This is a genomic window from Sorangium aterium (assembly GCF_028368935.1).
GTDB classification, from domain to species: domain Bacteria; phylum Myxococcota_A; class Polyangia; order Polyangiales; family Polyangiaceae; genus Sorangium; species Sorangium atrum.
The window spans coordinates 223,512-247,579 of record NZ_JAQNDK010000004.1; the positions used below are offsets into that span (position 1 = coordinate 223,512).

19 protein-coding genes are annotated in these 24,068 nt (G+C 70.5%); 4 read left to right on the top strand and 15 right to left on the bottom strand.

Features of this window, described 5'->3' with window-relative positions:
• Positions 1-11 precede the first annotated feature (11 nt).
• The 3 genes from POL72_RS32190 to POL72_RS32200 form a co-directional block, all read right to left on the bottom strand.
• Complete coding sequence (locus tag POL72_RS32190; RefSeq protein WP_272100351.1) at positions 12-1,202, bottom strand: hypothetical protein; 1,191 nt, start codon at positions 1,200-1,202, stop codon at positions 12-14.
• A 392-nt stretch (positions 1,203-1,594) separates the two neighbouring features.
• Positions 1,595-3,235: a hypothetical protein gene (locus POL72_RS32195; protein ID WP_272101785.1), complete on the bottom strand. Its 1,641-nt coding sequence runs from the start codon at positions 3,233-3,235 to the stop codon at positions 1,595-1,597.
• Positions 3,236-3,255: 20 nt separating this feature from the next.
• Positions 3,256-4,257 (bottom strand): hypothetical protein, encoded by a 1,002-nt coding sequence (locus tag POL72_RS32200; protein WP_373372268.1) that lies wholly within the window; start codon positions 4,255-4,257, stop codon positions 3,256-3,258.
• 346 nt (positions 4,258-4,603) lie between these two features.
• Here POL72_RS32200 and POL72_RS32205 point away from each other — a divergent pair, with 346 nt between their 5' ends.
• The 3 genes from POL72_RS32205 to POL72_RS32215 all read left to right on the top strand — a co-directional run bounded on the left by POL72_RS32205 (position 4,604) and on the right by POL72_RS32215 (position 7,390).
• Positions 4,604-5,695: an RNA polymerase sigma factor gene (locus POL72_RS32205; protein WP_272100356.1), complete on the top strand. Its 1,092-nt coding sequence runs from the start codon at positions 4,604-4,606 to the stop codon at positions 5,693-5,695.
• A gap of 128 nt (positions 5,696-5,823) precedes the next feature.
• Entirely contained in the window at positions 5,824-6,726 is a 903-nt protein-coding gene (locus POL72_RS32210; RefSeq protein ID WP_307730656.1) for a helix-turn-helix transcriptional regulator, read from the top strand.
• Positions 6,719-7,390: an RNA polymerase sigma factor gene (locus tag POL72_RS32215; protein WP_272100360.1), complete on the top strand. Its 672-nt coding sequence runs from the start codon at positions 6,719-6,721 to the stop codon at positions 7,388-7,390. The genes POL72_RS32210 and POL72_RS32215 overlap by 8 nt, the downstream gene beginning before the upstream one ends.
• On the opposite strand, the gene POL72_RS32220 is transcribed toward POL72_RS32215, so the two are convergent.
• Both POL72_RS32220 and POL72_RS32225 read right to left on the bottom strand, forming a co-directional pair.
• On the bottom strand, positions 7,326-8,240 hold the full coding sequence (locus POL72_RS32220; RefSeq protein WP_272100362.1) for a hypothetical protein: 915 nt from the start codon (positions 8,238-8,240) through the stop codon (positions 7,326-7,328). The two genes, POL72_RS32215 and POL72_RS32220, sit on opposite strands and share 65 nt — an antisense overlap.
• Positions 8,213-9,184, bottom strand: coding sequence for a ferritin-like domain-containing protein (locus tag POL72_RS32225; protein ID WP_272100364.1), 972 nt, complete (start codon positions 9,182-9,184; stop codon positions 8,213-8,215). The genes POL72_RS32220 and POL72_RS32225 overlap by 28 nt, the downstream gene beginning before the upstream one ends.
• A 226-nt stretch (positions 9,185-9,410) precedes the next feature.
• Between POL72_RS32225 and POL72_RS32230 the strand changes: the two genes are divergently transcribed.
• The gene (locus POL72_RS32230) at positions 9,411-9,740 is read left to right on the top strand and encodes a DUF2325 domain-containing protein (protein ID WP_272100366.1); all 330 of its coding nucleotides are present in this window, start codon (positions 9,411-9,413) and stop codon (positions 9,738-9,740) included.
• 62 nt (positions 9,741-9,802) lie between these two features.
• Here the strand turns inward: POL72_RS32230 and POL72_RS32235 are convergent, their stop codons facing one another.
• The 10 genes from POL72_RS32235 to POL72_RS32280 all read right to left on the bottom strand — a co-directional run bounded on the left by POL72_RS32235 (position 9,803) and on the right by POL72_RS32280 (position 23,925).
• Complete coding sequence (locus POL72_RS32235; protein ID WP_272100368.1) at positions 9,803-11,971, bottom strand: caspase family protein; 2,169 nt, start codon at positions 11,969-11,971, stop codon at positions 9,803-9,805.
• Between the two features lie 47 nt (positions 11,972-12,018).
• On the bottom strand, positions 12,019-12,801 hold the full coding sequence (locus POL72_RS32240; RefSeq protein WP_272100370.1) for a M12 family metallopeptidase: 783 nt from the start codon (positions 12,799-12,801) through the stop codon (positions 12,019-12,021).
• Positions 12,802-12,978: 177 nt separating this feature from the next.
• Positions 12,979-16,503 (bottom strand): caspase family protein, encoded by a 3,525-nt coding sequence (locus tag POL72_RS32245; protein ID WP_272100372.1) that lies wholly within the window; start codon positions 16,501-16,503, stop codon positions 12,979-12,981.
• Between the two features lie 755 nt (positions 16,504-17,258).
• Positions 17,259-17,477 (bottom strand): hypothetical protein, encoded by a 219-nt coding sequence (locus tag POL72_RS32250; protein WP_012233609.1) that lies wholly within the window; start codon positions 17,475-17,477, stop codon positions 17,259-17,261.
• Positions 17,478-17,511: 34 nt separating this feature from the next.
• The gene (locus tag POL72_RS32255; RefSeq protein WP_272100376.1) at positions 17,512-18,096 is read right to left on the bottom strand and encodes a PH domain-containing protein; all 585 of its coding nucleotides are present in this window, start codon (positions 18,094-18,096) and stop codon (positions 17,512-17,514) included.
• A gap of 295 nt (positions 18,097-18,391) precedes the next feature.
• On the bottom strand, positions 18,392-18,655 hold the full coding sequence (locus POL72_RS32260; protein ID WP_272100378.1) for a GIY-YIG nuclease family protein: 264 nt from the start codon (positions 18,653-18,655) through the stop codon (positions 18,392-18,394).
• Positions 18,652-21,012 (bottom strand): tetratricopeptide repeat protein, encoded by a 2,361-nt coding sequence (locus tag POL72_RS32265; protein WP_272100380.1) that lies wholly within the window; start codon positions 21,010-21,012, stop codon positions 18,652-18,654. Before POL72_RS32265 ends, POL72_RS32260 begins: the two co-directional genes overlap by 4 nt.
• A gap of 11 nt (positions 21,013-21,023) precedes the next feature.
• The gene (locus tag POL72_RS32270) at positions 21,024-21,872 is read right to left on the bottom strand and encodes an SDR family oxidoreductase (RefSeq protein WP_272100382.1); all 849 of its coding nucleotides are present in this window, start codon (positions 21,870-21,872) and stop codon (positions 21,024-21,026) included.
• Between the two features lie 134 nt (positions 21,873-22,006).
• On the bottom strand, positions 22,007-22,822 hold the full coding sequence (locus POL72_RS32275; protein ID WP_272100384.1) for a LytR/AlgR family response regulator transcription factor: 816 nt from the start codon (positions 22,820-22,822) through the stop codon (positions 22,007-22,009).
• A complete protein-coding gene (locus tag POL72_RS32280) occupies positions 22,819-23,925 on the bottom strand; it encodes a sensor histidine kinase (protein WP_272100386.1) in 1,107 nt (368 codons plus the stop codon). Before POL72_RS32280 ends, POL72_RS32275 begins: the two co-directional genes overlap by 4 nt.
• Between the last annotated feature and the right edge of the window lie 143 nt (positions 23,926-24,068).

Consider the following 24,068-nt stretch of genomic DNA (forward strand, 5'->3'; position numbering starts at 1 on the left):
GATGACCGGGGCTATTCGCTGAACCGAAGCGTCTCGACCTTGATGCCGTCCTCCCCCGCGAACTCTTCGCCAGACCAATCCCAGCTCACGCCGCCCTTACCCGGCGGTCCCAGTTCGTACCTGACGCCCTCCAGCGTGAGCTGGTCCTCGTCGAGGTAGGCGATGCCGATCGAGTCGCCGCCGCGTCCAGGGCCGCCGTAGCCGCCGTCGCCTCCTCGGCCGCCCTCGCCGCCGCCACACGACCAGGTGCCGTCCCCCACGGCCCCGCCCGGTGCACCTCGACCGCCGTCGCCGCCTCGCTCGGGCGGCCCGCCGTCACCACCTCCCCCGGCGTTGTCCGTCGTGAGCAGGCTGTCGCGCACGGTCAGCTTGGCGTGAAGCACGGCGATGGCGATGCTTGGACGGCCGTTCCCGCCCGGTTGGCCGCCTCGACCTCCGCAGCCCCCCGCGCCGCCCGAACCGCCCGCTGCGCCCCCCTTGGAGGCCACGTCGCACACAGCGAGCCCGCCGCGACGCCCGCCTCCCCCGCCACCGCCCTGGCCCGGCATGCCGCGGCCCCCCTCGGCTGCCTTGTCGCCCTCCCATCCGGTCTCCGTGAGCCGCCCGATGCCCTTGCCAGCTGCGCCGGCCGCGCCCCACGTGCCGCTTTTCCCGGAGAAGCCGCTGGCGCAACCACCGTCTTCGCGGTTGCCGAGTCCTCCTTGCCCCTCGTGGCCGGGGTTCGGCGCGGGTACGGGCTCGCCGGCCTCTCCATCTCCAGCGCCGTCGGCGCGCCCGTCGCCGCCCTTGCCGCCGACGCTCGGGAGCCCGTCCTCGCACGGGTTCACCACCGCGGGTCCGCCGGCGACGGTGGCTGCCGAGCACGCATCCCCCCCGTAGATTCCGTGCCGCCCGTCAGGGGCTTGATTCAACCCGGGCCACCTCTCGCCATGGCCGCCACCAACTCCGTAGGATCCGTGGATCGCGCCCCGGGTGAACTCGACCACGGAGCCCGAACGAACGAGCATCCCGATATGGGTTCCGCCGGAGATGTCGACGTGGTCGATCGTCGAGACGCCATCGGCCGCCCCGGTGTCGCCGGCGCCTGCCGGCTCGACCGTCAGAACAATGGGAGATGGGCGCTCCCGGATGGTGATGCCGGTCGTGACACTCTCTTTGAAGCGTTCGAATGTCTGGCAATGAAGGCCTCCGTAGAGGTCCACGCCAGAGGGTAGGATGACGGACTCTTCAAAGACGTCGCTGCACACGAACACCCTTCCTCGACCGATGCGCGCCAGGGCAATCGCGCGCCGGAGAGAGCCAACCGGCCTGGCCTTGGTGCCTGGATTCGCGTCATCGCCGCCAAAGAAAAAAGTGTTGACGAATATGCCGCAGCCGTCGTCGAACCGATCGGCCGCAAGGTGCTCGAGGCAGAGGGCTTCCGGCGGTGCTTCGTCCTGGCACGACGATGTGAGCGCACACGGCGGATCATCGGCGCCGATGGGGCCTGGCGCGCTCTCGCAGCCAACCGTGGCGAGAGAGAGGGCAAGGGGCAAGACCATCGTGTCTTTTGACATCATCGGTATTCCTCGACGGCGGCGCCGCGGTGAGCGACTCAACGGGGCGGCTCGTTTGCCGCACCGAAACGATAGAGTTGACCTCGTGGGCCGCGCGCGCCGCTGCCCACCTCCTCATTGACATCGGCGTTGCCTGCGGGGCCGCCTTCTCCAGCTCCCCCAACCTCGAAGGTCGTGCCGGGCAGGATGGTCAGATGGGGGACCACGTACGCGATGCCGACGGCAGCGCCGCCGAGCCCGCCGCCCGCATCACCTCCGCGGCCGCCGTTGCCGCCGAGGCCACCAGCACATGCCTCCCACATGTTCGTGTTAGTGAAGCCCTTCCCCCCGTGGCCGCCGAACCGCCCAACGCCGCCTGGTTGACCAGTTCCGCCGACCCCGCCATTGCCGCCGTTGCCTGCGACAACCTTCGTGGCGTCGAGTTCTAGCTCCGAGTCCTCCAGTGCAACGATGGCGATGCTCGCTCCGCCATAGCCGCCGCCCCGGCCTCCCTGGCCGCCGCAACCTCCGCTCCCCCCCGAGCCGCCGGCCGCACCGCTTTGAGGGCGGTCTCCAGGACACGCAACCATGGGCCCACGCGATTTGCTGCCGCCGCCGCCGCCCCCCCCTTGGCCGGCGCCGCCCTTCTTTCCATCCTCACCCCGGACACCCACCCATCCGTGGATGTTGAGGTAGCCTTCACCTGCCGCGCTGTCAGCGCGGCCACCGCTGGCACCGGGCGCACCGTCTCCCCCCTTCGTGCACGGATCGCTGCCCGCGCCGAGCCCCGCAATCCCGTAGCCTTGCGGATTTTCCGCAGGCTCCGGCTTTCCTGGCATGCCATCGCGGCCGACGTCGAGTCCGCCGTCGCCGCCGTATCCGCCCGTCGACTCGCTCCCATCGTCGCACATGGTCACGACGGGCAGGGCGCCCACGGCGGCGTCCGCGGTACATGCGTCCGCGCCGTGGTTCCCCTGCTCGCCGTCCTTCGCGCGGACGCTGAGCGCGTCCTTGCCCGCCTCCCCGTCCTTGCCGTTGCCCGCGATGACATCGCTCGACGCCACCCTGGCCTTGGCACCCGGACTCAAGATCATCGCGATCGACGACTTTCCATCGCTCGCGGAGGCGTCGGCCGCCACGGCGTGCACGCCGAAGATCACGGAGGTCGCGTCGTCCCCTACGATGACCGCGTCGTTCCCCCCGAGGACCCGCAGCGGGATCCCCTCCGCCGGAGCGATGATCGTCGGGTGATCCGGCCCGCCGAAGGACCCCTCATACGACCACTCGCCGTCCTCGCAGCGCCGCCCGCCCCAGAAATCGACGCCCGAGGGCAACACGAGCGCCTCCTCGAACCTCCCGCCGCAAGCGTACACGCGCCGGGTCGCTGCCTCGCCGTGGCGTCGCCCGTGCGCGGCGAGCCCGACCGCGTGTTGCAAGGTCTTCACGGGCGCATCCTTCGTGCCGGGGTGCTTGTCGTCACCGTTCTCGCTGACGAACACGCCGCATTTGTCGAGCGCTGGCGCTGTGCTGGGCTCTCCCGCGCACGGGTCGAGCGGAGGCTCCGGCTCGGGAGCACACGCGAGCTTTTCCGAGCAATCATCGGAATAGCTAGCGCAAGCCGTCAGCGTACCGGCTCCCCACAAGCAGACTGTGAGGGCGATGACCGGCCTCACGGCGCCTCGGCCCGTCATCGCCGCCATTCTCTCGGCCCCCTTCGTGCTCACCATTCGCCCTCGATTCGCGCGCCGATCTCGCTCCCATTCGCCACGGGCGAGACATTGACTCGATCCCCAGCCGGTTTGACTCCCAGGAAGGAGAAGTCCGTGAAGAATGACGCGGCGGTCATGGCCCCGAGGACACCGCCGGTGATCACCGCGGCCAGCCCGGCGCGGCCGTACGTGTTGCGCGCGTCCTGAAGGCGCGCCAGCTCGCCACACGGCGAGTTTCGAGGCGCGTGCCAGCACATCGACGCGCTCGATGACGGCTCGGCCTGGAGCAGGTCACGCCGGGCGCTCAGGTCGTCATCGAGCTTGCCCGCCCGAACGATGAGGATGGTGCCCACCGCCACGCCCGCCGTCGAGACGGCGATCCCCGTGATGCGCAGCGTCCCCGGCCAGGAGGCCCACGGGCTGGGAGCCTGCGCGCGCGCGGCGGGCAACCTGCGCGCTGAGGCCGGCGCCGCTGTCGCGGTCTCCTTGGCGCTGCTCGCCTCCTTGGCGCTGCTCGCCGCCGCACGGGGCAGCTGCATCGTGATCTCGTGCTCCGCGCCTGCCACGGCGAGGAACGAATGGAGCGCCTCCTCACGGCCCGGTGCGCGGGCCCGCACCATGTGTTTGCCTGGCTCGAAGAAGCGCGTGTACGTCCGTGCAACCTGGTCGATGCGCTCGCCGTCGATGAACACCTCGGCGTCGGGCGGATCGACCCCGAGCACGAGCGTCGCGATGTGCTTCGCTGCCTCGCGCTGTCCTGCCTCGAACCGCCGCCGGAGCGCGTCCGGAAGCGCTTCGCGCTGTTCCAGGCTCCTGGAGAGGTGCTCGGCCGCGTCGCGGTACCTGTGCAGCGCGACCTCGCAAAGGCCGAGCTCACCGGCGAGCTCCGCGCGCTCTCGCTCGGTGCTGGTCGTCGGGTCTGCGGCGTCGAAAGCAGCCTTGTAGGCAGCGTGCGCCTCGACCCACTGCCCGGCATTGCGCGCCCTCTGACCACGGCGAACATGGTCCTTCACCGAGGAACTGCCGCTCGGTTTCGCCTTCGCTTGAATGTCGTCCGCGCTGGCCGAGCGCGTGAGTCCTGTCGCGACCCCGAGCGCAAGAAAGATCGAGAGAGAATGCGCGATGCAACGCATCCAGTCACGCTAGTGATGCCGTCCTCTTGGCGTCAATCGACAGAAATCGCCAGATTGGATCCGTTTTTGTGAGAATTTTCGGCCGATCAGTTGAATGCGCTCAGCCGTTCGCAAGGGTCGACTGAATGTGGGTAATTATTCTACATTGCACTACATTATCTGACCAAAATTGGTCACCGTCTCATTTCTTTGAAGCCTTTCGACCGGCTCAAGTGTGCTGCCTACCGTGGACAAGCCAGCACCCGTCTCCCCCGGCTTCGAGCTCTTCCGGCGCCTCGCGCGGCGCCACGGCGTGCCGGAGCGAAACGCCGAGGATGTCGCCCAGGAAGCGCTGCTGCGGGGGCTGGAGGCCGACAAGCGGCTCGACCCGGGGGGAGACCCAGCCCCGTACCGCGTCACGATCGCCGTCAACCAGGCGCGCAACCACGTCCGTGACGCCCGCTGCCGCGGCGAGGTGCTGACGTCGTTCGATGAGTGCGAGATCCGAGACGAGTGCCCCACCCCGGAAGAGCTGCTCCGGAGACGGCAGCAGGAAGAGTTCACGCGGGAGCTGATAGACCAGCTCGATCCCAAGTACAGGGATCTCGTGATCAAGCACGATCTCCAGGACGTCCCGCTCGCCGAGATCGCCGCCGAGCAGGGACTCCCGCTGGCCACGGTGAAGACGCGACACTGGCGGGCGCACAAGGAGCTCCGGGTGCAGCGGGAGCGGTGGCAGGCGCAGGAGCGCTCGCAGGGAAGGGACGACAGCGCCTTCCTGTCGCTCGCGCTGGGTTTCCGCCGTCGCGCGTCGTGGGTGGCCTCGCTGCGCCATCTGGGGGTGAGGATCCTCGTTCAGTCGGCGCTCGTCCTGGTGACCGGCGCGATCGTCTCCGCTGTGCCGCCCTTGGCCGACCTGGAATCGTGGCTCGGGGCGGCGGCGGTCCGCGTCCCCGTCACCCCGCCTGCAGCGCAGGATGCTGTGGCGTCCCCTGCGCGAGACGGCGCGCACGGCGCCGCGGCGCCCGCCGCGCCGATCGCGCGTGAGATATCGTCGGTCAGCGATCAAGGAAGCGCGCGTGCGCAGGCGGCGGCGAGCAGCACGCCCGCTCCCTCGACCAGGACCAACGGGCGGCCCGCATCTCCAGCGAGGGCCATTCGACCGACCGTCATCAGCGAGCACGAGAGGAGCCTGATCGACCAGGCCCGGAGGGCTATCGAGGCTGGCAATGCCATGGCCGACGTCGAGGCGCTCCAGCTGCTGCACGCCCACGCGCGGGAGTTCCCCGATGGGCTGCTCGCCGCCGAGCGCGAGGCAATGCTCCGACAGCTGCGCTGAGCCACCGGCAGTGCTCTGACGGCAAGCAGGCGGGGACGCTCGTGATGTCTTCGGACAGCACAAGGCTTCGATCCGCCTTGTTCCCGACAAGAACGGTCACGTCCAGGAAACGAAACGCGATGACGACGATGGAGGATCTGCTCGGTGCGATGTGGCTCATTTCGCCGCTCGGGCTCGCGATGATAGCCTGCGTCGCGATCGGCTTCGCCGTCACCGCGCGCGAAGCGCTGGGACGCGAGCGCGGGCTTCGCGAGGCGCGCGAGCATGCGCAGGATGACGAGGCGGCAGCCCTCACCGAGGCGAAGGAGCAGGCAGCGGCGGAGCGGGACCGATACCGGCGCCTGCTGGACTGTCACATCGATGCGGCGCTCGCAGAGCTGACAGACGTCCGCGCGCGCCCCGTCCCCAGGCCAGGCAGGGTCCTCGAGTCGCTCTGCGCGACGAACCCTTCGTGGAGGAGAAAGCTGGCCGAGAGTACGGGGTTATCGCCGAGGGAGGTGGAGCAGTTGCTCAGGAGCGACCTTCCCATGACGCCCGGCCTTGCCCGGCAGCTGGAGGCGTTCACCGGCACGCCTGCTCGGTACTGGGAGCGCCTGTGGCGGCTGCACGACGACTACCGGACCGACGCAGAGCAGACCCCGGTGATCCAGGTGGGCGAGCCCGTCACCAGGCGCGAGAGCTCGGCGCGTCCCGCGTCGGCATCGTCCCCGGCGCCGAGCTCGGCGCCGCCGCCTCCGCCCACGATGCCTCCTCGCGCGCTCGACGTTCCTCCGCCCGTGGTGCCGTCTCCCGAGCTCGTTGCCAGGAGCCCGCGGGCGAAGCTCCCTCCGCCACCGGTGCCGCGGCTTCGATCGCCGCTCCCTGTCCGCGCCGCCGCAGGGGCGGAGCTCGCCGGGCGAGCTGCGACGTTGACGAGCGTCCCGCTACAGCGTGACGAAGCGGGGGCGAGCTCCGCTGACGCGTCCGATTGGGAGGATGCAGAGCGCTCGCCGCTAAAAACGACACTTCCGGGAGTAGGGAGCCATGGGTGAGCGCCACCGTGCCTCGGATGCGGTGGACCTGGGCATGCGCCCCGAGGCACGCGTTGCATTCGATGCCATCGTGCAGCAAAGGCCCATGATCAGGGACAGGCTGCGCCGCCTCCAGGTTCCAGAGTGCGACCGAGACGACGTGATGCAGGATATCCTGCTCTCCGTATGGAGGACAGTCGAGGCAGGAGCGGTCCCTGCGCGCGAGCACCTGTCGATGAAGCAGGCCACGAGGCGCTGGCTGGATGTGGTCGTGTGGCACCATACGACGCATTACAGGGAGTTCCAGCGTCGGTGGGAGAAAGGCCGCGATTCGTATGCGCATGCGGCGATCGATGACCCTATGCCGTCGCCGTTCGGGCAGGTGGAGGCGCGGCTCAGCCTCCGCCACCTGGACCGGATCGATCCTGCGCTGCGCGACGTCTTGGTGGACGCCGCTCTGGGACATACGGTGGAGGAGATAACGGCCGAGCTCGGTCAGGACCCCAGCACGATCCAGGAGCGTCTGGCGCGCGGAAGAGAGCAGCTCCGGAGGACGCTGCGCTCGACCGCAGGGCGCCGCTGCCAGAATTCGTGCTCGCTGCCCTGGGGGACGGCCTCGGTCACTCCAGATCAGGCCGCGCGCTGCCCATGCCGATGGCCCACGCCATCGTGTAACGCGCGTTGATCTCGCACCGCGGGTTCCAGCGCAGCGCGCCGCGCTCGTCCTCCCAGCGGAAGGCGTCGATCCCGAACGGCCCGAAATAGCCCGCGCCGGCGAGCGCTTGCCCCGCCTCGAGCGCGGCCTCGACGAGCCCCCGGCGCTCGCCGTCGCCGAGGTCGCCCTCGTCGGCCAGGGCGGCCCCGAGGTACGCCCCGTTCGCGTCGCAGCGCTGGATGCACGGGTCTCCGAGGCGCACCGCGCCGCCGCGGGCGACGTGCCCGTGCAGCGAGAAGTCGCCGCGGCGCTCGACCCAGGGCTCGACCTGCAGGCCGCTGTCCGGCGACGCAGGGTCGAGCGACGCGACGGCCCAGGGCCGCGCGTCGGGCAGCAGGGCGCCGCGGGCGACCCGGCGCCGGCCGCGCCCGGCGAACCCGAACGGCCGCTTGAGCAGCCAGTGGCCCGTCGGCGTGGGCTCCGCGATCGCGGCCTCGAGCTCGGCCAGCGAGGCGACGTAGCGCGCGCCGGGCAGCGTCTGGCCGAGGTCCGCGCAGAACCTCCGGTGGTTGACGCGCCGGAGCACGTCGAGCGGCGGCGCCTCCGCGAGGGCGACGCCGGCGCGGCCGAGGAGGCGAAGGGCGCGGGGCGTTGGGCACCACGCGCGGCCGACGAGCGGCGTTCCAGGAGGCGCCGGCGGCACGAGGGGCGAGGGGAGCTCGGGGCTCAGCACGACGTCGCCGGGGCGCAGCAGGGCCGAGACCCGGACGGCGAGCTCGGGCGCCCGGCCGGCGACCGCGGCGCGAGGGGTGTACCCCGCGGGGCGCGCCAGCTCCTCGTCGGCGTCGAAGTTCAGGACCCAGGCGCTCGCTCGGTCCATGAGGCCAGCGCGTCGAGGAACGGCTCGGAGAGGCCGGAGCGGCTGCGGTCGCGGCGGTTCATCGGCTCGCCCCGCATCAGCAGCGGCGAGAGGGGCGGCGGGATGTGGCGGACCCAGGCCTCGAAATCGCTCGCACCAGGCGGCGGCGCGGCATCATCCGGCCCGCGCGGCGCGGCTTCACCCGCGGCGGCCGGATGGCCTGCGGCAGACGTGGAAGGCGCCGCCTGGCCAGCGGTCCCGCTCGCCTGCGTGAAGCGGCGGAACCAGCGGACCCCGAAGCGCACGTGCGGGATCTCCTCCGCGCCGACCTGCTCCGTGAGCGCGGCGCCCTCGAGGTCGCCGATGGCGCGGAAGCGCTCGGCGAAGCGCGCCGTGTGGTCGAGGTTGCCCCCCTCGAGGCCCATGCCCATCACGGCCACGAACTGCGCGGGCGACGCGGCGGCGGGCACCCGCGTCCAGAACCAGTCGCGCACAGGGAAGTCGCCGAAGCGGTGGCCGATCGCGGCGAGGTACGCGGCGTAGAGCCGCATGTGGCGCACCTCGTCGAGGGCGATCCGGACGAGGCCGCCGCGGAAGGCGCGCGGCGTCTCGGGGAAGGCGAGCAGCGCCCAGGCCATGAGCTCCGCCGCCTGGAGCTCGTGGTGCAGGAACGCATGGAAGAGCTGCGCGCGGCGCGCCGGGTTGCGCAGCGCCTCGGGCCCCGGGCTCTTCTGCGCGCGCTCCGAGATGCGCAGCGCGGCGGGCCGTCCAGGTCGCTCGAGGCGCCGCGGCGGGGCCGGCGCGGCGCCAGGCGCCGACAGCTTGGCATCCGACTCCCAGAGGGAGGGCACGGGCGGCGGAGCGAGCTTGTGCTCGAGGTCCGTCGAGAGGACGTAATCCCAGGCCCAGCGCTCGACGGTGCCGGGCGGGGGCGCGTCGCTGGGCGGTGCGGGGGGAGACGGCATGGCGGCAGGAGAGGGCGGGCCGCTCTCGTACCACAGCGCCGGCGCGCCCGCGCGCCCTCGTGGCCAGCGCCGCGGAGCCCGCGCGGTCGCCCTGTCACGATGACAAAGGTCCCGGCGCCTCACCGACAATTTGCCCGGAAATCCCCGGGAATAGACCAGAACGACGAGTTTTGCGCCGAGATGATCGCTCGAGAAGCGTGGCTTACGCCTTGCTCTGAGACACGGCATGAAGGCGGAGCGGCGTTCCCAGGCGGTCGACAGGAAGCGCGAGGATCAGACGGTGCTCGTCATCGGGGGCAGCGGCGGCATGTCGAGCCGCTACCGCGATGTGGTCGAGAAGCACGGCTGGTCGCTGCGCCATTACGAGAACCGCGTGCCGCCGGGCTCGCGCCACGGCGTGGGGAGGATCGCGCTCATCGTGATCATGGTGACGATGGTCTCGCACGCGCTGCGCGATCAGATGCAGACCCTCGCGGCGGACGGGGCTCCCGTCGTGTACCTGCGCAGCGCCTCCGTCTCGGCGCTGCGGGCCGCGCTCGAGCAGCGGGCCGCCTGACGAGGGGCGTCGCGCGCCGGGACGAGCAGGCACTCCGTGTCACGCACCCGCTCCATCGAGGCTCACTTCCGCCGCGTGTCGACGCGGAGCTGTCTCGCGGTCCACGCCTCACCCGGCGCGGACCTGGGGCGCACGCTGCGCAGCGCGTTCTCCTCCGCGTCGAGCGCCTCGCGTAGCCGGAACAGCGCGTCGAATGCGGCCGTGTCCCTCGTGGTCAGCGACCGGGTCACGGGGCTGTCGATCGACGTGTGCAGGAGCCACCAGAAATCCGCATCGTCGAGGGTCGCGAAGATCTTGATGACGTCGAGCGACGAGGCGCGCCCCTGGGAAAGGAAGAACTGCAACGCAAAACGGGCCTCGCTCCTGGCGTCCACGGTGGAATATCGCCGCGTGGGGAGGATGTGCCCCTCAGGCGGCGGAGGTTCGAGGGCACGGATCCCCCAGTCATCGCCGAGATCGACGACGGCGACGTTGACAGGGCTGTCGCTCTCGTTCACGACGTGGACGAACAGCCAGTTGTCAGGCTCGATGACGCACGCGTCGCCGTCCGGCTCGATCACGGTCCCGCCCTCGGGCGGCCTGCTCTCCGACCACCCCTGCGGCGGGGCGAGGAGCTCGATGCGGATACGGTCCTTGAGCCCCGAGGTCGGATCGGCGACCTTCAGGATGGCCTGATACCGGAGGAGATGGATCAGCCGATCGACGACGACCTTGGCGGCATCCTGTGCGCCGATCGCCACCGTCCCCACATTCCGGATGGGCTCGCCCGACGGGTCCCAGATCTCGTAGCGACGATCCTTGTCGAGAGCGACCTGGTAGTGCGGTGTCCCGCCGGAGACGAGCTCGAGGAACCCTCGCCCTCTCGTCTTGATCTCCGCGCCCACGGCGTCGAGCGCCTGATCCTGATCGATCTCCGGCGGCAGGTCGTTCCGGTGAAAGAGGTTGACCGCCCGCCGCAGCTCGATGGATCCCAGGTCCTCGAGGAGCGCGGGCGCGCCAAGCGCTACAGCATCGATCGCGGCGCCCTCCTCCAGCGACGCCCAGCTCTCCACGGCCATCACCTTGAAGACGGTGGCGACTCCCGCGCGCAGGTTGACCTGCGTGAAGTCCGTGGTCCCCGGGGGGTAGATCCCGAATTTCGCGCCCACGGGGGTGCCCGTCACGAGACCGGCGCTCAGCTTCAGGTTCCGGTTCGGAGCGTCGATCTCGTCGACCCTCGCCGTGTGCACGACCGGCCGCAGCTCGGCCCCGAGGACCTGCCGCTCCTCCTGACCCAGGAGCTGGGGAGTCTGCGACGGATACTTGCTGTGCACGCTCGCGAGCACGCCCTCGTAGAGCGTCTTCCAGGTCTGGTCCTTGCCGAGCCCCTCGAGCGCCTCGAGGAACGCCGCGGTCAGCACGCCCGTCGACTGGCCACCTTCCGAGCGCACCTCGAGCGCGGTCTCCACGTCGCGGCACGCCGCGAGGAGCACGTAGTCCCTGGCCTCGGGGAGCCAGGTCGTGGCGATCGCCGCGCGCCGCCCGCTGCCCGTCGCTGCGAGCCGCGTCCACGCGGCGAACAGCTCGTCGTCGGGGGCCACGCCGTCCGTCGGGCGCTCCGCGGTGTCGAGCGTGGGATCCGTGCCCTCGCGGGCGCCCGTCGCGCAGCGCGTCGCGATGCTGACTCCACGCGTCGCGCCGCCGGAGTGGCAGCTGTCGAGCACGATGGTCACGGTCGCCTGGTTGTTCCTCGTGAGCTGGTCGAGGTAATACGCGAGGTCGAGGTCGCGCAGGTAGCGCGAGCCGTCGCCGATGTCCGTCGGCACGAGCGTCTCGTCAAACCCGCCGGGCTTCAGGTCGGTGAACTTCGTGAGCACGCGGCCGCCGTGGCCGGAGTAGTGAATGTACACGTGGTCGCCCGGCTGCGTACGGGCGAGCAGCCCATCCAGCGCCGCCTTCATGTTCTTGTAGGTAGGCCAAGCGCTCTCCGGCCCACCGGGCACCTCGTCCCCGACGTTCGGCGAAAGGAGCGTCCTGATGTCGTGCGGCATGGTCACCCGCGCGCGCAGCGCCTTCTCGACGCGGTCGACGTCGCTCACGCAGCCGCGCAGCGACAAGTACGTCGCGCCGTTCGGGAGAGAGTTCCGAAAATAGAAGTCGATGCCGATGAGCAACGCCCGGAACGTCGGGCTCGACGTCCGCGGTTCGCTCATCCTCGCGTCGTGGGGGCCGGAGCTGCGTTGGTCGTTCATGAGGTTTCTCGAACGTGTGGGTTATCGATGTCGGGCTTCGGCGCAGATCACCTGGGATAGGCGATCTTGATGAAGTCGATGTCCTGCTGCGACAGCCCGGTGTTCGACCTGGTTCCCACGCCGTTGCGAGTGAGGGTCGCGGGGAAGGCGTAGAGCATGATCGAGTCCGGATCGAACCGCGTCCCGATCAGCTGGTTTGCCGAGTATTTGGCGATGACGTTGCGGTAGGTCGTTGCCCGGGGCCAATAGTTCGGCGGGCCGGAGAAGTACCTGTAGACGGCCTCCTCGTTCCACTGGATGCCGCCCTGCGGGTTCTGGTGCTCGTGGATGGCGCCGAGCGCGTGGCCGAACTCGTGGAGCGTGACGCGCGAGTACTCCTCGTCGTCGGTGTCGTCGCGCAGCCACCCGAAGTTCATCGTCGGCTGGTGGAGCGGAAAATACTCCTGCACCAGCGCGTCCGTCCCGATCGCCGACCATGAGCCCGAGTCGGCATAAAAGGAGATCCGGACCTCCGCGAACTCCGACTCGCCGAAGTCGAATTGGATGTTCGCGTGCTGCGTCCACTCCATCGCGTATTGAGCGAGCTTTGCCTGCATCGTGGGCGTACCGTCGAGGAAGCGGATCCTCAGGCGCTTGCCGGGGCGCCACCGCTTTTGCGCGATGAGCGCGATGCGCTCCGCCGGCGGGAGGTTCGGATCGTTCACGTCGATGTTCAGGTCGACGTCGTTCGCCGGATTCTCCTGCACGGCGATCCGCCTCGCGGTCTCCTCCAGCGCGAGCGGCAGTATTCGATCGTGGCAGATGTGGATCGGTTCTTCTCTCGTTTCCATGGGCGTTCGTCTACCCTTCTTGGAGGGCGGGCGCGTGGCGGTCGCACAGCGCGACACCCTTCGGACCATCATTTCGGACCGCGTACGGCACGGGTCAAGGGAGGCTCGTCGCCAATCTCGTTATCGCCGTCGAGCTTGGCGAGATGATCGCGCTTCGACCATTTAGATCTAGGCGCGCTACTCTCCTCTCGCTGTCAGGAAACTCCATGCCTCGTCCTCGTAGCCGGGAGGCGCGCCGGACTCGAGGTATTTGATGTAGGCCATCGCCGCCTCCCCTCGGATGTCGCTCTTGGCGCGGGCACGGAGCGCCCTGCCCAGATAAAGAAACGCGGCGGGGTTCCTGGGATCCTGCTGCGTCACCCAGCGCAGCTCGCTCACGGCGCGGTCCAGGTCACGCCCGCTCCTGAAGAGCACGCGGCCAAGGTGATAGTGCGCCGCGGTCGATAGCTTCCCCTCCTTTTCCTGGATGAACGCTTCGAGCGCCTCGATGCTGTCCTTGTGGTTCTCAAGCACGGAGTAGGCGATCCCACGCCACAGGAGTCGGTTGGGTATGTCAGCGCGCTCGAGCACGGCGAGCGCACGGCGGGCCGGCTCGCGATCGAGGTTCGTGAGGCACGCGCGGGCGCTGTCCAGGAGCCTGTCGTCGAACGCGATCTCCTCCATTCCCTCTCCGGTGATGTCCACGTTAAGGGTCGCCGGGATCATCCCGAACAGCTCTCGCCACGTCAGCGCGGTCGGCTGGGCTGCTCTCAGCACCTTGACCATCTCGTAGGTCAAGAGACCGTGAACCGCGTCGCCGGAGCCGGGCGGCGACAGGGGCATGCGCTTCTCGACCATCGGCCAGTCGTCGCTCGTGCTTGCCATGTTGATGGATCCATTGAGCGCGGTCAGCCTGCCGACGCGGGGGGGAACCTCGAAGCTCCGGGGCCCGATCAGGACGCGCCGAAGCGGGACCGGCCGCGGATCCGCCTCGACGTACCTCGCCCCTTCAGCGATTGTCCTGCTCGTCCAGCCGGCGTCCATGATGGTGACGAGCCGCGCCGAGCCCCGACCGGCGAGCTCGTCGAGCTCGCGCAGCGCGATGTCGAGCACGCCTTCGCTTCGCCCGTCCGCGCTCACGATCGTCGGATCACCTTTCGCGTTGAAGGAGCCGTTGCCGGCAAAATAGAAGAGCGCGGCAGAGTCCTCCGGCCTCGCGGCGAGGTCCTTGAACGCCGCGACGATCGCGGCGCGGCTCGCGGCGCCGTCGAGGAGCAAGCGCACGTTCTCCGACAGGAACCCGTACCGATCGATGAGCACCTGAACCAGCGCGTGCGCGTCGTTGACCGCGCCCCGCGGGCGGGGCACGCCCGGATGGCCATACGCGTCGATTCCGACGATGACAGCGAAGCGGTTGCCTTGCTCGAGCCGCGCGATGAGCGTGGTCACGTCCTTTACCAGCGGCGCCTGCTCCGTCGGGGTGAAGGCGCCGAGGTATCCATGGAGCGAGCCGGCCGCGGCCTCCCGCTGTCCAGCGCCGATCTGGGCGACGCCGACCGCCATGAGCGCCTCCGGCTCGGTGGGCGCGCGCGCGCTCGCCGACGCGGCCAGCGCCTCCGCTGCCCGAACGTACGCTCCTTGCTCGAGGAAGCCGCGACCGGCGGCGTAGTGCAGCTCGGGCGGCGGCGCGGGGAACGTGCGGAGGACCGCAGCGGAGCGCGCCTCGAGCTCGTGGCGCGCGAACCCGTCGAAGCGTCGGCGCCGGCTCAGCTCGAAGAGGGTGAGATGGTCCATGCTCACCGGATCGAGGCGGTGGGACAGAGGTCCTGTCCCGCTCAGGTGCGGATCTTGCTGACGCTTGCTCCGACGGGCGTGAATCGTCGCCGCGATCCTGTCCCTGAGCTCTTCCAGCGTGGTGCCAGGTAGCGCCGTCTTGAGCTGCTCGACCAGTGCCCATGAAAAGAGCCCGCGGCGGCCGTAGCGCTCATCGATGGGCACGGTGATGGCATGCTGTCCGGCGCCGGCGCCGAACAGGGCGGCGTAGGATGCACCGCGGGCGAGCTCGATCAGCTTCGGCGATATGTTCGTGTCCATGATGAGCGTCTTGCGCCGTGAGCGGATGCGCTGGAGGCTCCTATGAACGTCGTCCTGCGCGATCGACGCGTCGGGGGGCCCGGCGTCCGCTGCTGCGCCGCCGCTGCTGACGCGGTAGGGAAGGAGCATGGAGGCTCCGGCGGGCGAGGGGCCGCTCATGCCGCTGTAGAAGACGACCACCGCGTCATCCTCGGACGCTGACTCGACGAGCTTCTCCAGCGCGCTCAGGATGCCGTCTCGCGTCGCCTGGGGCCCGCAGAGCAAGGTCGCGTCGCCGGCGGCGAAGCCCCACCGGTCGATCAAGACCTCGCGAAGCGAGCGCGCGTCTTTCTCCTCCGCCACGTCCTCGCTCGTTCCCCGAGCATCGTAGTTGACGCCGATCAGCAGCGCGCGCCGGGTGCCCGCGCTCGCGCGGCGCTCCGGATTCGTCAAGAGATCGCGCGCAAAGGTCGCTCGCGGGTCGTCGGGGGCCTTCGCGAGGAAGAGCTCGAGAGCTTGCCTTGCCGCGCCCGCGCCCTCGCCGTGCGCCTTCGCGAGCGCGAGGCCCAGGTAGTACGCCGACTCGACGGCGCCCTCTCCGCCCTGGCTCACCACGGCCTGGAAGATCGGGATGGCGCGGTCGACGTCCCCGGCATCGAGGCGCGCGAGGCCGAGATCCACCGTGTTTTCGACGAAGAGCGCGCTGGCCAGGTCCATACTGACCCGATCGGCCAGGAGCCGCGCGATGTCGGCGAGATGGCGGCCGAGCACCAGCCGCTCCTCGATGTCGAGCGTCGACCTCCAGGCGAGCGGCAGGCTGTTGTCGAAGCCGTTTCCGCTGATCCAGGGGTGTTGAGGCGCGGGCTCCGTGGCCTCCGTCACGTTCTTGCTCACGTAATCGTAGAGGCTGCTCACGGTCACCTTGCCGGTGTCGTCCTCGGCGGCCTCGCCGCGCAGCCCTTTGAGGAGAAAGTACGTGAAGACGCCGTGGCCGCCGTCCCACTGCGCGCCTTCTTGCGCCGTCTCGTTCGCTCGCGTGGACGAGATCGTCGCGATCCCCGCCTGTGCCTTGCTGAGCGCCTCCGCCTGCTGGTTCATCACGTCGCCCGCGTTGACGCTCCGCGCCCGCGTCGAGCCGCCGATCGGCGAGCCGTGGCAGGTATCGACCAGGATGAGCCCTCGCTCGGCCAGCACGTAGTCGTTCAGGGCGTTCTGCACCTCCCGCATCGGCAGGGCCGTGGACCCGACGTCTCTGGGGTCGGTGTCCCATGTGATCAGATAGAAGATGTTGCCTCGGGCCCCTACGTCCGGCTGGCCGTGGCACGCGAAGTAGAGAACGATGATATCGTCCCTGGCAGTTTTCTTGAGGAAGCTCCGGAGCGCCCAGGTGATCCTGCCTGTCGTCGCCTGCTCATCGAGCAGGAGCTGGACATTGGCGCTCTTGAAGCCGCAGCTCGTCCTGAGGAGCTTGTCCAGGTCCTCCGCGTCGCGAGCCGCGTATCTCAAGTTGAGGCCCGCATCTTTGTACCTGGATATCCCCACGATCACGGCCCACTTCTCCGCGTAGTTGCCATAGAAGGAAGGGCTGATCGGCCGCACGTTTCGGCCGCTCGGAGGCTCGTTCGCGTCGCTTTCCTTGGGATCCGCCATTGTTCCGCTCTCCAGCCTCCGGCGTGCGGAGGGGTGCTCGTCTTCCCATGAGCCTGCGTGGCAGCCCGGGACGGGCAAGCTCTGAGCGCGGCTTCATCAATCTTGTCTTCATCGTCACAGGCGCCGGCGTCAAAGGCGTAGCGCTGATCCGCGCGGCCTCCGCGCTCGCGCTCTTGCCGTCCACCGGCCGCCGACGTGGGAGATCGACGACGAAGAAGGAGAATCTCCACGGGTCAGGCGTCGGTCACGACCATCTTCGATGGTCCTCGGAACGAGGAGCCATTCACGGCCGACGTCCTCTATCGTTTATCCACGCATCGAAGAGGCCCGCCTCCATGCCGCCGTCAGCCTGCGGGGCTGCAGCTCGCCCGGCCCGGAACCGGAAGAGGAGCGGGGCTGCGAGGTGCAGCGGCGAGGGGCGGCGATAGAGGCCGATCGGGGATTCTCGCCGCGCGTTCGGAGGTTGCGTGGCCATGCAGCCTCCGATGACCCGGCGCCCGCGCGCGTCGCGCTCCACCGCGGCCTCGCGCAGCTTGCTCCGCCGCGCCGTCGCGCTGCGCCGGGATCGAGGAGCGCGCGCCACCGCACGTCCAGCCGGCTCACGGCCGGCGTCCCGGCGTGGGCGACCGCCAGGTCCGCCGCGCGGCGCTCGGGGTCGCCCGGCGGCAGCGCCCGGCGAGTTCTCCGCGGTCGTCCGTCACAGGACGGGGGGCGCGCTGCGAGCTCGCCGAGGGGCGCGACGCGCCGTGGCGCCCTCAGCGCACGCCGACGAGGCGCTGCATGAGCCGCTGGAACTCGGGGACCGAGAGGTCGATGTGCTCGACGACGCGGCCGTAGAGCGTGGCCGTGGGCACGTTGCGGCCGTTGAACTCCTTCTCGAGCTCGGAGAGCTTCCAGAGGATGATGCGCTCGGCGCGGGTCAGGCCGTCGCGCACGTCCGGGAGCTCGTCGAGAGGGGATCGCCTCGGGGGCATGGTCGGGCTCCGATCTAGGCTTCGTGGGGCGGGCTCACTGCACGACGCCGAGCACGCGCTGCTGGCGCGCGAGCTCCGCCGCGTTCTTGAGCGCCTCGAACAGCTCGCGCGACGCCGGCAGCCCCCGGATGACGAGCTCCGGGTCGCTCGCGTCCTTCGTGAACACGCGGATCTCTGCGACGTCGAGCAGCCGCTGCATGAACGTCTGCCGGAGGTCGATGTCGAGGACCCGCCAGAGCTGCAGGGTCTCGATCCGGCGCGTGAGCAGGCCGGCCTCGTAGTCGATCGTGCGATCGGTGATCTTGTAGCGGAGGCTCTTGCGCTTCCAGTGCAGGATGCCGAGCCAGATGAGGCCCACCAGCACGAGCGAGAGCACGCCCGCCGCCAGGTAGGACCAGAACCACGCCTTCCAGCTCGGAGTCCCCTCGAAGAGGACGCGCGCCGCGCCTGGCGCGGGGGCGAGCGCGCCGCCGGCGTGGGCGGGCGCGCTGCCAGCGTGGGCGAGCGGCGCGGTGGGGGCCGCAGCCACGGGCGCTCGCTCGTCGAGCATGCTGCCGCAGAATCGGCACTTGATCGCGGCGTCCTGGATCTGCTCCGCGCAGAAGGGGCAGGGCTTCACCCCGACGATTGTAGTCTACATCCCGGGCGTGAGATCCACGGCAACCATCAAGCCTCGCGCCGCGTTCTCCTACATCCGAACATTTACGTGGTCGTGGTCGTGGTCGTGGTCGTGGTCGTGGTCGTGGTCGTTCACGGCCTACCGTTGACGACCACGACCACGACCACGACCACGTTCACGGCCTACCGTTGACGACCACGACCACGACCACGACCACGACCACGTTCACGGCCTACCGTTGACGACCACGACCACGACCACGTTCACGGGCTACCGTTGACGACCACGTAAACGTTCACGTTGCCTCCCGGCCCCCGGCGGCGAGAGCCGCCTTGCCCGCGCGCCCCAGCCTCCGGATCGCGGCCTCCCGCCGCTGCGCCTCGCCCCTGTCGGCCGCCGCCTCGACGTGGACCACCGCGAGCGGCCCCCGGCCGCGAGTGTACCGCGCCCCGCGCCCCGCCGCGTGCTGCGCCACGCGCGCCTCCACGTCGCGGGCGATCCCCGTGTAGAACGACCCGTCGCCGCAGCGCAGGATGTAGACGTGCCAGGCCGCGGTCACTCCTTCGGCCCCTCGTTGTAGCCGCGCGGCCGGTACTTCGGGTCCACTCCGCCGTGCGTCGCGCCGTTGTCGAGCGTGTCGATCGCGAGGTACGCGAGCCACGTCCCGGGGTGCTCCTCCGCGAGCCGCCGGAGCTCCGCGTCGTGCGCCGTGAGCCGCTGCTCGTCGTGCAGGCACTGCAGCGCGAGCGCGATCAGGCTCAGCTCGTTCGGGCCGAGCTCCATGCCGCGCTGGTAATGCGGGAAGGCCTCGTCGGGGCGGTGCATCCGGCAGAGCGTGTCGCCCGTGTACACGTGCGCCATCGGCCACGTCGGGGCGAGATCCATCGCGATCTTGCTCTCGGAGAGGCGGGTCTCCAGGTCGCCGCGGGCGCCCTTCATCACCGAGTAGTTGAGGTGCGCCTTGGCGCTGTTCGGGACCGCCTCCTTCGTCGCCGCCCAGAAATCGAGGTCGTTGCGGTAGTCCATCGCGTGCCGGTAGGCCTGCGCGCACTGGAAGCCGAAGAAGAGCACGAACAGCGCCGGCGTCACCCACGCCCTCCACGACCAGCGCGCGCGCGGCGTGAGGGTCGAGCCCGCGAGCGCCTCGTGGAGCCACGAGAAGGCGACGGCGAGGACGAGCGACGAGCCGATGGCCGGGAAGTACCAGAAGCGCTCGGCGCGCACCGTCGGCAGGACGACCGGGATGTTCGAGTGGGGGAAGTAGCTGACCACGACCCAGGTCAGCCCGATCGCCGCGATGCACAGCCCCGCGTAGCCGCGGCGCAGCGGCACCCAGGCGCTCCGGTCCGCCGTCGCAGGGCAGGGCAGGGGGCGCGCGCCCTCGACAAGCAGCCCGAGCCCGAGGAGGAACGCGGGCAGGAACGGCAGCGGCCAGAGCACGAGCGGCAGCGCCCGGAGCAGCGGCACGCGCCCCGCCGGGCGGAGCACGTGCCAGTCGTACGCGGCGAGCGCCGCCGCCGCGATCGCGAGGAGCGCCCCCGCGAGGAGCAGCGGCCACCTCCGCGACGTCGCCTGGCCGCCGTCGACGAGGAAGGCGGCGCGCACCGAGCGCCGCTCGCGCCGCTCCAGGTGCTCGCGGCGGAGGGCCGCGATCCAGAGCGCGAGCGAGCCGAGCGGGGGCAGCACCATCATCGCTGCGCCGGCGACGCTGCCGAAGAAGACGAGCCTGTCCGGCACCGGCTCCTGCGGGTACGAGTAGTCGCCGCTCAGCGTCCACGGGAACACGATCTGGGTGAGGCCCCGCCAGTAGACGCGCAGCGCGCCGGCGATCCTGTGCGGCATGTCCGCGGCGCCGAGCGGGTTGTTGAGCGGATCGCGCGGCAGGGGCGCCTGGTGGAACCAGACGAGCGCCTCGTGGAGCGCGCGCTTCACGAGCGGCGCGCCCTCGGGGAGCGGCGCGGCGAGCTCGGCCGGCATGGGCGCGGGGAACCAGCGCCGCCGGAGCTCGACGTAGAGCACGAACGCCGCGCCCGCGGCGAGCAGCGCGAGCAGCGCCCGGACGAACCGCGCCGGCCGCGTGGGGTGGGTGAGCGGCGCGGCGATCAGCGCGGCGAACGGGACGAGCGGCACGCAGACGAGCGCGCTCTCCTTGGAGAAGAGGCCGAAGAGCACGGCCGCGAACACGCCGAACGGCATCGCCCACGCGGGCAGCGCGAGGGCGGCGAGGGCGGCGATCGCCCCCATGCCCCCGAGCACGTCGGCGATGCCCACGATGCCGCTCACCGCCTCGGTGAGCACCGCGCAGCCGACGAAGAGGAGCCCGGTGAGGTAGGCGAGCCCGCGCCGCCGCGTCAGCCAGAACGTGACGCACGTGAGCAGCGCGCCGTTCACGGCGTGGAAGAGGACGTTGTAGAAGTGGTGGAAGAACGGCTGCTTCGTGACAGCCCAGATCGTGCGCCAGAGGAAGTTCGGCAGCGGGCGGTAGGAGCCGACGCTCCGGTCGGGCGGCAGCCCCCAGAAATCGCGGTGGATCGCGTCGAGGAAGCCGATCCCGCCCTTCGCGTTCACGTACGGGTTGGCGAGGAGCGCCTCCTGCTCGTCGAAGATGTAGTTCGTCGACGGGGCGCGCGTGAAGAGGATGACGGCGATCAGCGCGAGCGGCGCGATCGCGGACAGGAAGGTCGGGTCGAGCGCGAGGAAGTAGTCGCGCACGCGCCGCGCGGCGTCCCCGAGGAAGGACGGCTCGGCGGGCGGCCCTGCGGACGGCGGCATCCCGGAGGAGGGCGGCGGCCCTGCCGACGGCGGCATCCCGGAGGACGGCGGCCCGTAAGGCGTCGTCGTGTCGTCGTCGAGCGCGTCGGGCATGAGCTCCGGCACGTCGTGCTCGGCGGAAGGGGACGGGGGCGGATAGGTCACGCCGCGCCCTCTCAGCCCTTCGCGTCCGGTGGAGCGCTCGGCGCGCCGTCCGGCTCGGGGACGGACCAGATGTCGCCCCAGAGCGGCTGCCCGCCGTCGATGCCGTAGACCGCGCCCGTGATGAAGTCGTTCTGGTCGCTGGCGAGGAAGACGATGAGCCGCGAGACCTCCTCGGGGGCGGCGAGGCGCTTGAGCGGGGTGGCGCGCCGCGCGAGCTCGAGCAGCTCGTCGCCGTACTGCGACGTGCCGCTCGACCGGATGTTGCTGCCGGGCGCGACTGCGTTGACGCGGATCCCGAGCGCCGCCCACTCGACGGCGAGCGAGCGGGTCAGGTTCTCCACGCCGGCGCGCGCGGCGCCCGTGTGCGCCATGCCCGGGAAGCCGCGGCTCACCGACGCGGTGACGTTCACGATCCGGCCGCGGCGCGCCGGGAGCATCGCGCGCCTCGCGACCTCGCGCGTCATGTAGAAGGTGCCGTTCAGGTTGTTGCGCACGACCGCCTCCCAGCCCTTCGGCGTCATGTCCATGGCCGGACTCGGGAACTGGCCGCCGGCATTGTTCACGAGGACGTCGACGCGGCCGAATTTCCCGAGGACCTGGCCCACGAAGGCGGCGATCTGCTCCGGCTCGCGGATATCGCACGGCGCGGCGAGCACGTCGTCGCCGGAGACGCCGTCGCCCGCGAGCGTCTTCGCCGCGGCCTCGAGCTTGTCGGCCCGGCGGCCGCAGAGGGCGACCTTCGCGCCGAGGTAAGCGAGCTCACGCGCGCACGCGAGGCCGATGCCGCTGCCCCCGCCGGTGACGATCGCTACCTGGTGTCCGAAGAGTCCTGGGGCGAAGATCGAGCGCACCTGGGTCACGCCCCGCGTTTACAACGGCTCAGCGGGCGCCGCCACACGCCGGGCGATCCGGGGTGGCTCCGGCGTCCCAGGCAGAAAGGCCCCGGCGTTCGAGGGCGGTCGGCACCGGGTCGTACCCTGGCAGGCCGCGGTGCTCACGCATCTCCGCGCCGCCTCGATCGCGTGGGCTCGTTTCCTCGGCGCAATCCAGCGGTGTTTGCGAGCAGCGAGTCGAGCACCTGTTGCGCGCGCTCACGCGCGACCGGCACGTGGACACCGCGACCGTGCGCCGCGAGACCGTCGCCCACCCAGACGCGGGTCTCGCCCTCTCGCGTGAGCTCTTTGACGTGCGCCACGTTGATCAGCCAGTTGCGATGCACACGCACGAAGGACCGCCCGAAGGACGACTCGATCGCCGCCAGCGAGAGGTCGATGTCGAAGACGCCGTGGGAGGTGTGCACCTGCGTCAAGCGCTCCGCGGCCTCGAACGCCCAGACCTCGTCTCGGTCGAACAGCACGAGACCCTTGTTTCGCCGCGCGGCGATCCGCAGCGGACCCGCGCGCTCCGGCCGCGGGTCACGCGCCCGCAGCCTCTTCAGACACTGCTCGACACGCTGCTCGGTGAAGGGCTTCAGGAGGTAGTCGGAGACGCCGAGATCGTAGGCTTCGAGCGCATGCGTGTGGAACGCGGTCGCGAGCACGAGCAGCGGAGCGCCCTGCAGCGCCGCGAGCTCGCGCGCGATGTCGAGCCCCTCGTTGCGACCGCCGGAGAGGCGCACGTCGAGGAACACCACATCGAACGCGCGGCGCCCCTCTCCGAGGAGGATCTCCCGTGCTTCTCCCGCGGACGATACGGCGCCGGCGACCTGCGCGAGGTTCGAGCCATCGAGGAGCTCGACGAGGTAGTCGCGCGCTGCCCACTCGTCCTCGACGACGAGCGTGCGCAGCTTCGCGTCGCTCTCCGTGCTCACGCCGTTGCTCCTCGAGTCATCAGCACCTCGACGACTGCAGCGGTTCCTTCGCTGGACGACGAGAGGCGCAGCGCTGATCCAGGGCACCTCAGCTCGAGTCGTCGACGCACGGTGTGGAGGCCGAGCGCGCCAGAGCGCGGCTCGTTCGCCGGGAGACCGGGCCCGTTGTCCGTCACGGTGCATACGAGCTTCGATGAAGCGCCAGCCTCATGGAGCGCCGCCCGCACGGTCACCCGTCCGCCGCCCGCGCGACACAGCGCGCCGTGCTGGACCGCGTTCTCCACCAGGGGTTGCAGCAAGAGCCGCGGCAGCAGCACGCCGCCGACGTCGGCCGGAATGTCCCAGTCGAAGCGCAGGGCGTCACGGTGGCGTGACTCGAGGAGCTCCGCATAGCGCCTGAGCCACGTGATCTCCTGGTCGAGCGGCTGCATCTCGTCCTCCCCTTGCAGCGAGCCCCGGAGCAGGTCTCCGAGTGACCCGATCAAGCGCCGCGCCTCGCGCGGATCCTGCACCACGAGCCCCGCGATGGTGTTGAGCGTGTTGAGGAGGAAGTGCGGCTCGAGCTGTGAGCGCAAGCGCGCGAGCTCCGCCGAGACCCGGAGTTGCTCCGCCTCGAGGCGGAGCTTCTCCGTCTCGAGCGCGCGGCGCTGGGCTCGTTCGGTCACGTGCGGGGACACGAAGACGAGCCCCCAGACGCCGGCGAGCACGAGGCCCATCATGGCGCCGAAGCCCGCGACGAGCGGCGGGGAGAGCGGCCCCTTCTCGTCGAGCTCGAAGCCGAGGAGCCCCTCGAAGACGAGCACGAACGCGAGCGCGAACAGGGCCCCGACGACGACCGCCCCGAGGAGGCTCACGACGAGCAACCTCGTCGGGCTCAAACCGCGCTCGACGCCGCGCTCGAAGGCGACGGCGAGGGCGAGCAGCACCACCGGCGCCGCGACCAGCCAGAGCGAGAAGCTGATGACGATGCTCACGAGGTCCTCTCCGCCGCCGAGATCAGGGGCGGTCTGGAGCACCCCGACGCCGATGGCCGAGGCCATGCCGAGGAGCCAGCGTCGTCGGGTGTGGAGCGTCAGCGGCGCACCCGAAGCAGAGCCTTCCATGAAGGAAAGCTACCATTCGGGGACATGGTCTACAACGTTCGCCGCTCGCGCGACGACGGGAAGAAGAACCGCAATCGAGCGCTCACCGGCTCGTGCGCGCGGAGCGACGGCTCGTCGGAACCAACACCCGGCTCGTCGGAAGT

Coding starts and splice junctions, on each gene's coding strand:
- POL72_RS32195 (WP_272101785.1), bottom strand. CDS start 3,235: ATGGCGGCGATGACGGGCCGAGGCGCCGTGAGGCCGGTCATCGCCCTC.
- POL72_RS32210 (WP_307730656.1), top strand. CDS start 5,824: ATGGAGGATCTGCTCGGTGCGATGTGGCTCATTTCGCCGCTCGGGCTC.
- POL72_RS32215 (WP_272100360.1), top strand. CDS start 6,719: ATGGGTGAGCGCCACCGTGCCTCGGATGCGGTGGACCTGGGCATGCGC.
- POL72_RS32220 (WP_272100362.1), bottom strand. CDS start 8,240: ATGGACCGAGCGAGCGCCTGGGTCCTGAACTTCGACGCCGACGAGGAG.
- POL72_RS32225 (WP_272100364.1), bottom strand. CDS start 9,184: ATGCCGTCTCCCCCCGCACCGCCCAGCGACGCGCCCCCGCCCGGCACC.
- POL72_RS32230 (WP_272100366.1), top strand. CDS start 9,411: ATGAAGGCGGAGCGGCGTTCCCAGGCGGTCGACAGGAAGCGCGAGGAT.
- POL72_RS32235 (WP_272100368.1), bottom strand. CDS start 11,971: ATGAACGACCAACGCAGCTCCGGCCCCCACGACGCGAGGATGAGCGAA.
- POL72_RS32240 (WP_272100370.1), bottom strand. CDS start 12,801: ATGGAAACGAGAGAAGAACCGATCCACATCTGCCACGATCGAATACTG.
- POL72_RS32245 (WP_272100372.1), bottom strand. CDS start 16,503: ATGGCGGATCCCAAGGAAAGCGACGCGAACGAGCCTCCGAGCGGCCGA.
- POL72_RS32250 (WP_012233609.1), bottom strand. CDS start 17,477: ATGCCCCCGAGGCGATCCCCTCTCGACGAGCTCCCGGACGTGCGCGAC.
- POL72_RS32280 (WP_272100386.1), bottom strand. CDS start 23,925: ATGGAAGGCTCTGCTTCGGGTGCGCCGCTGACGCTCCACACCCGACGA.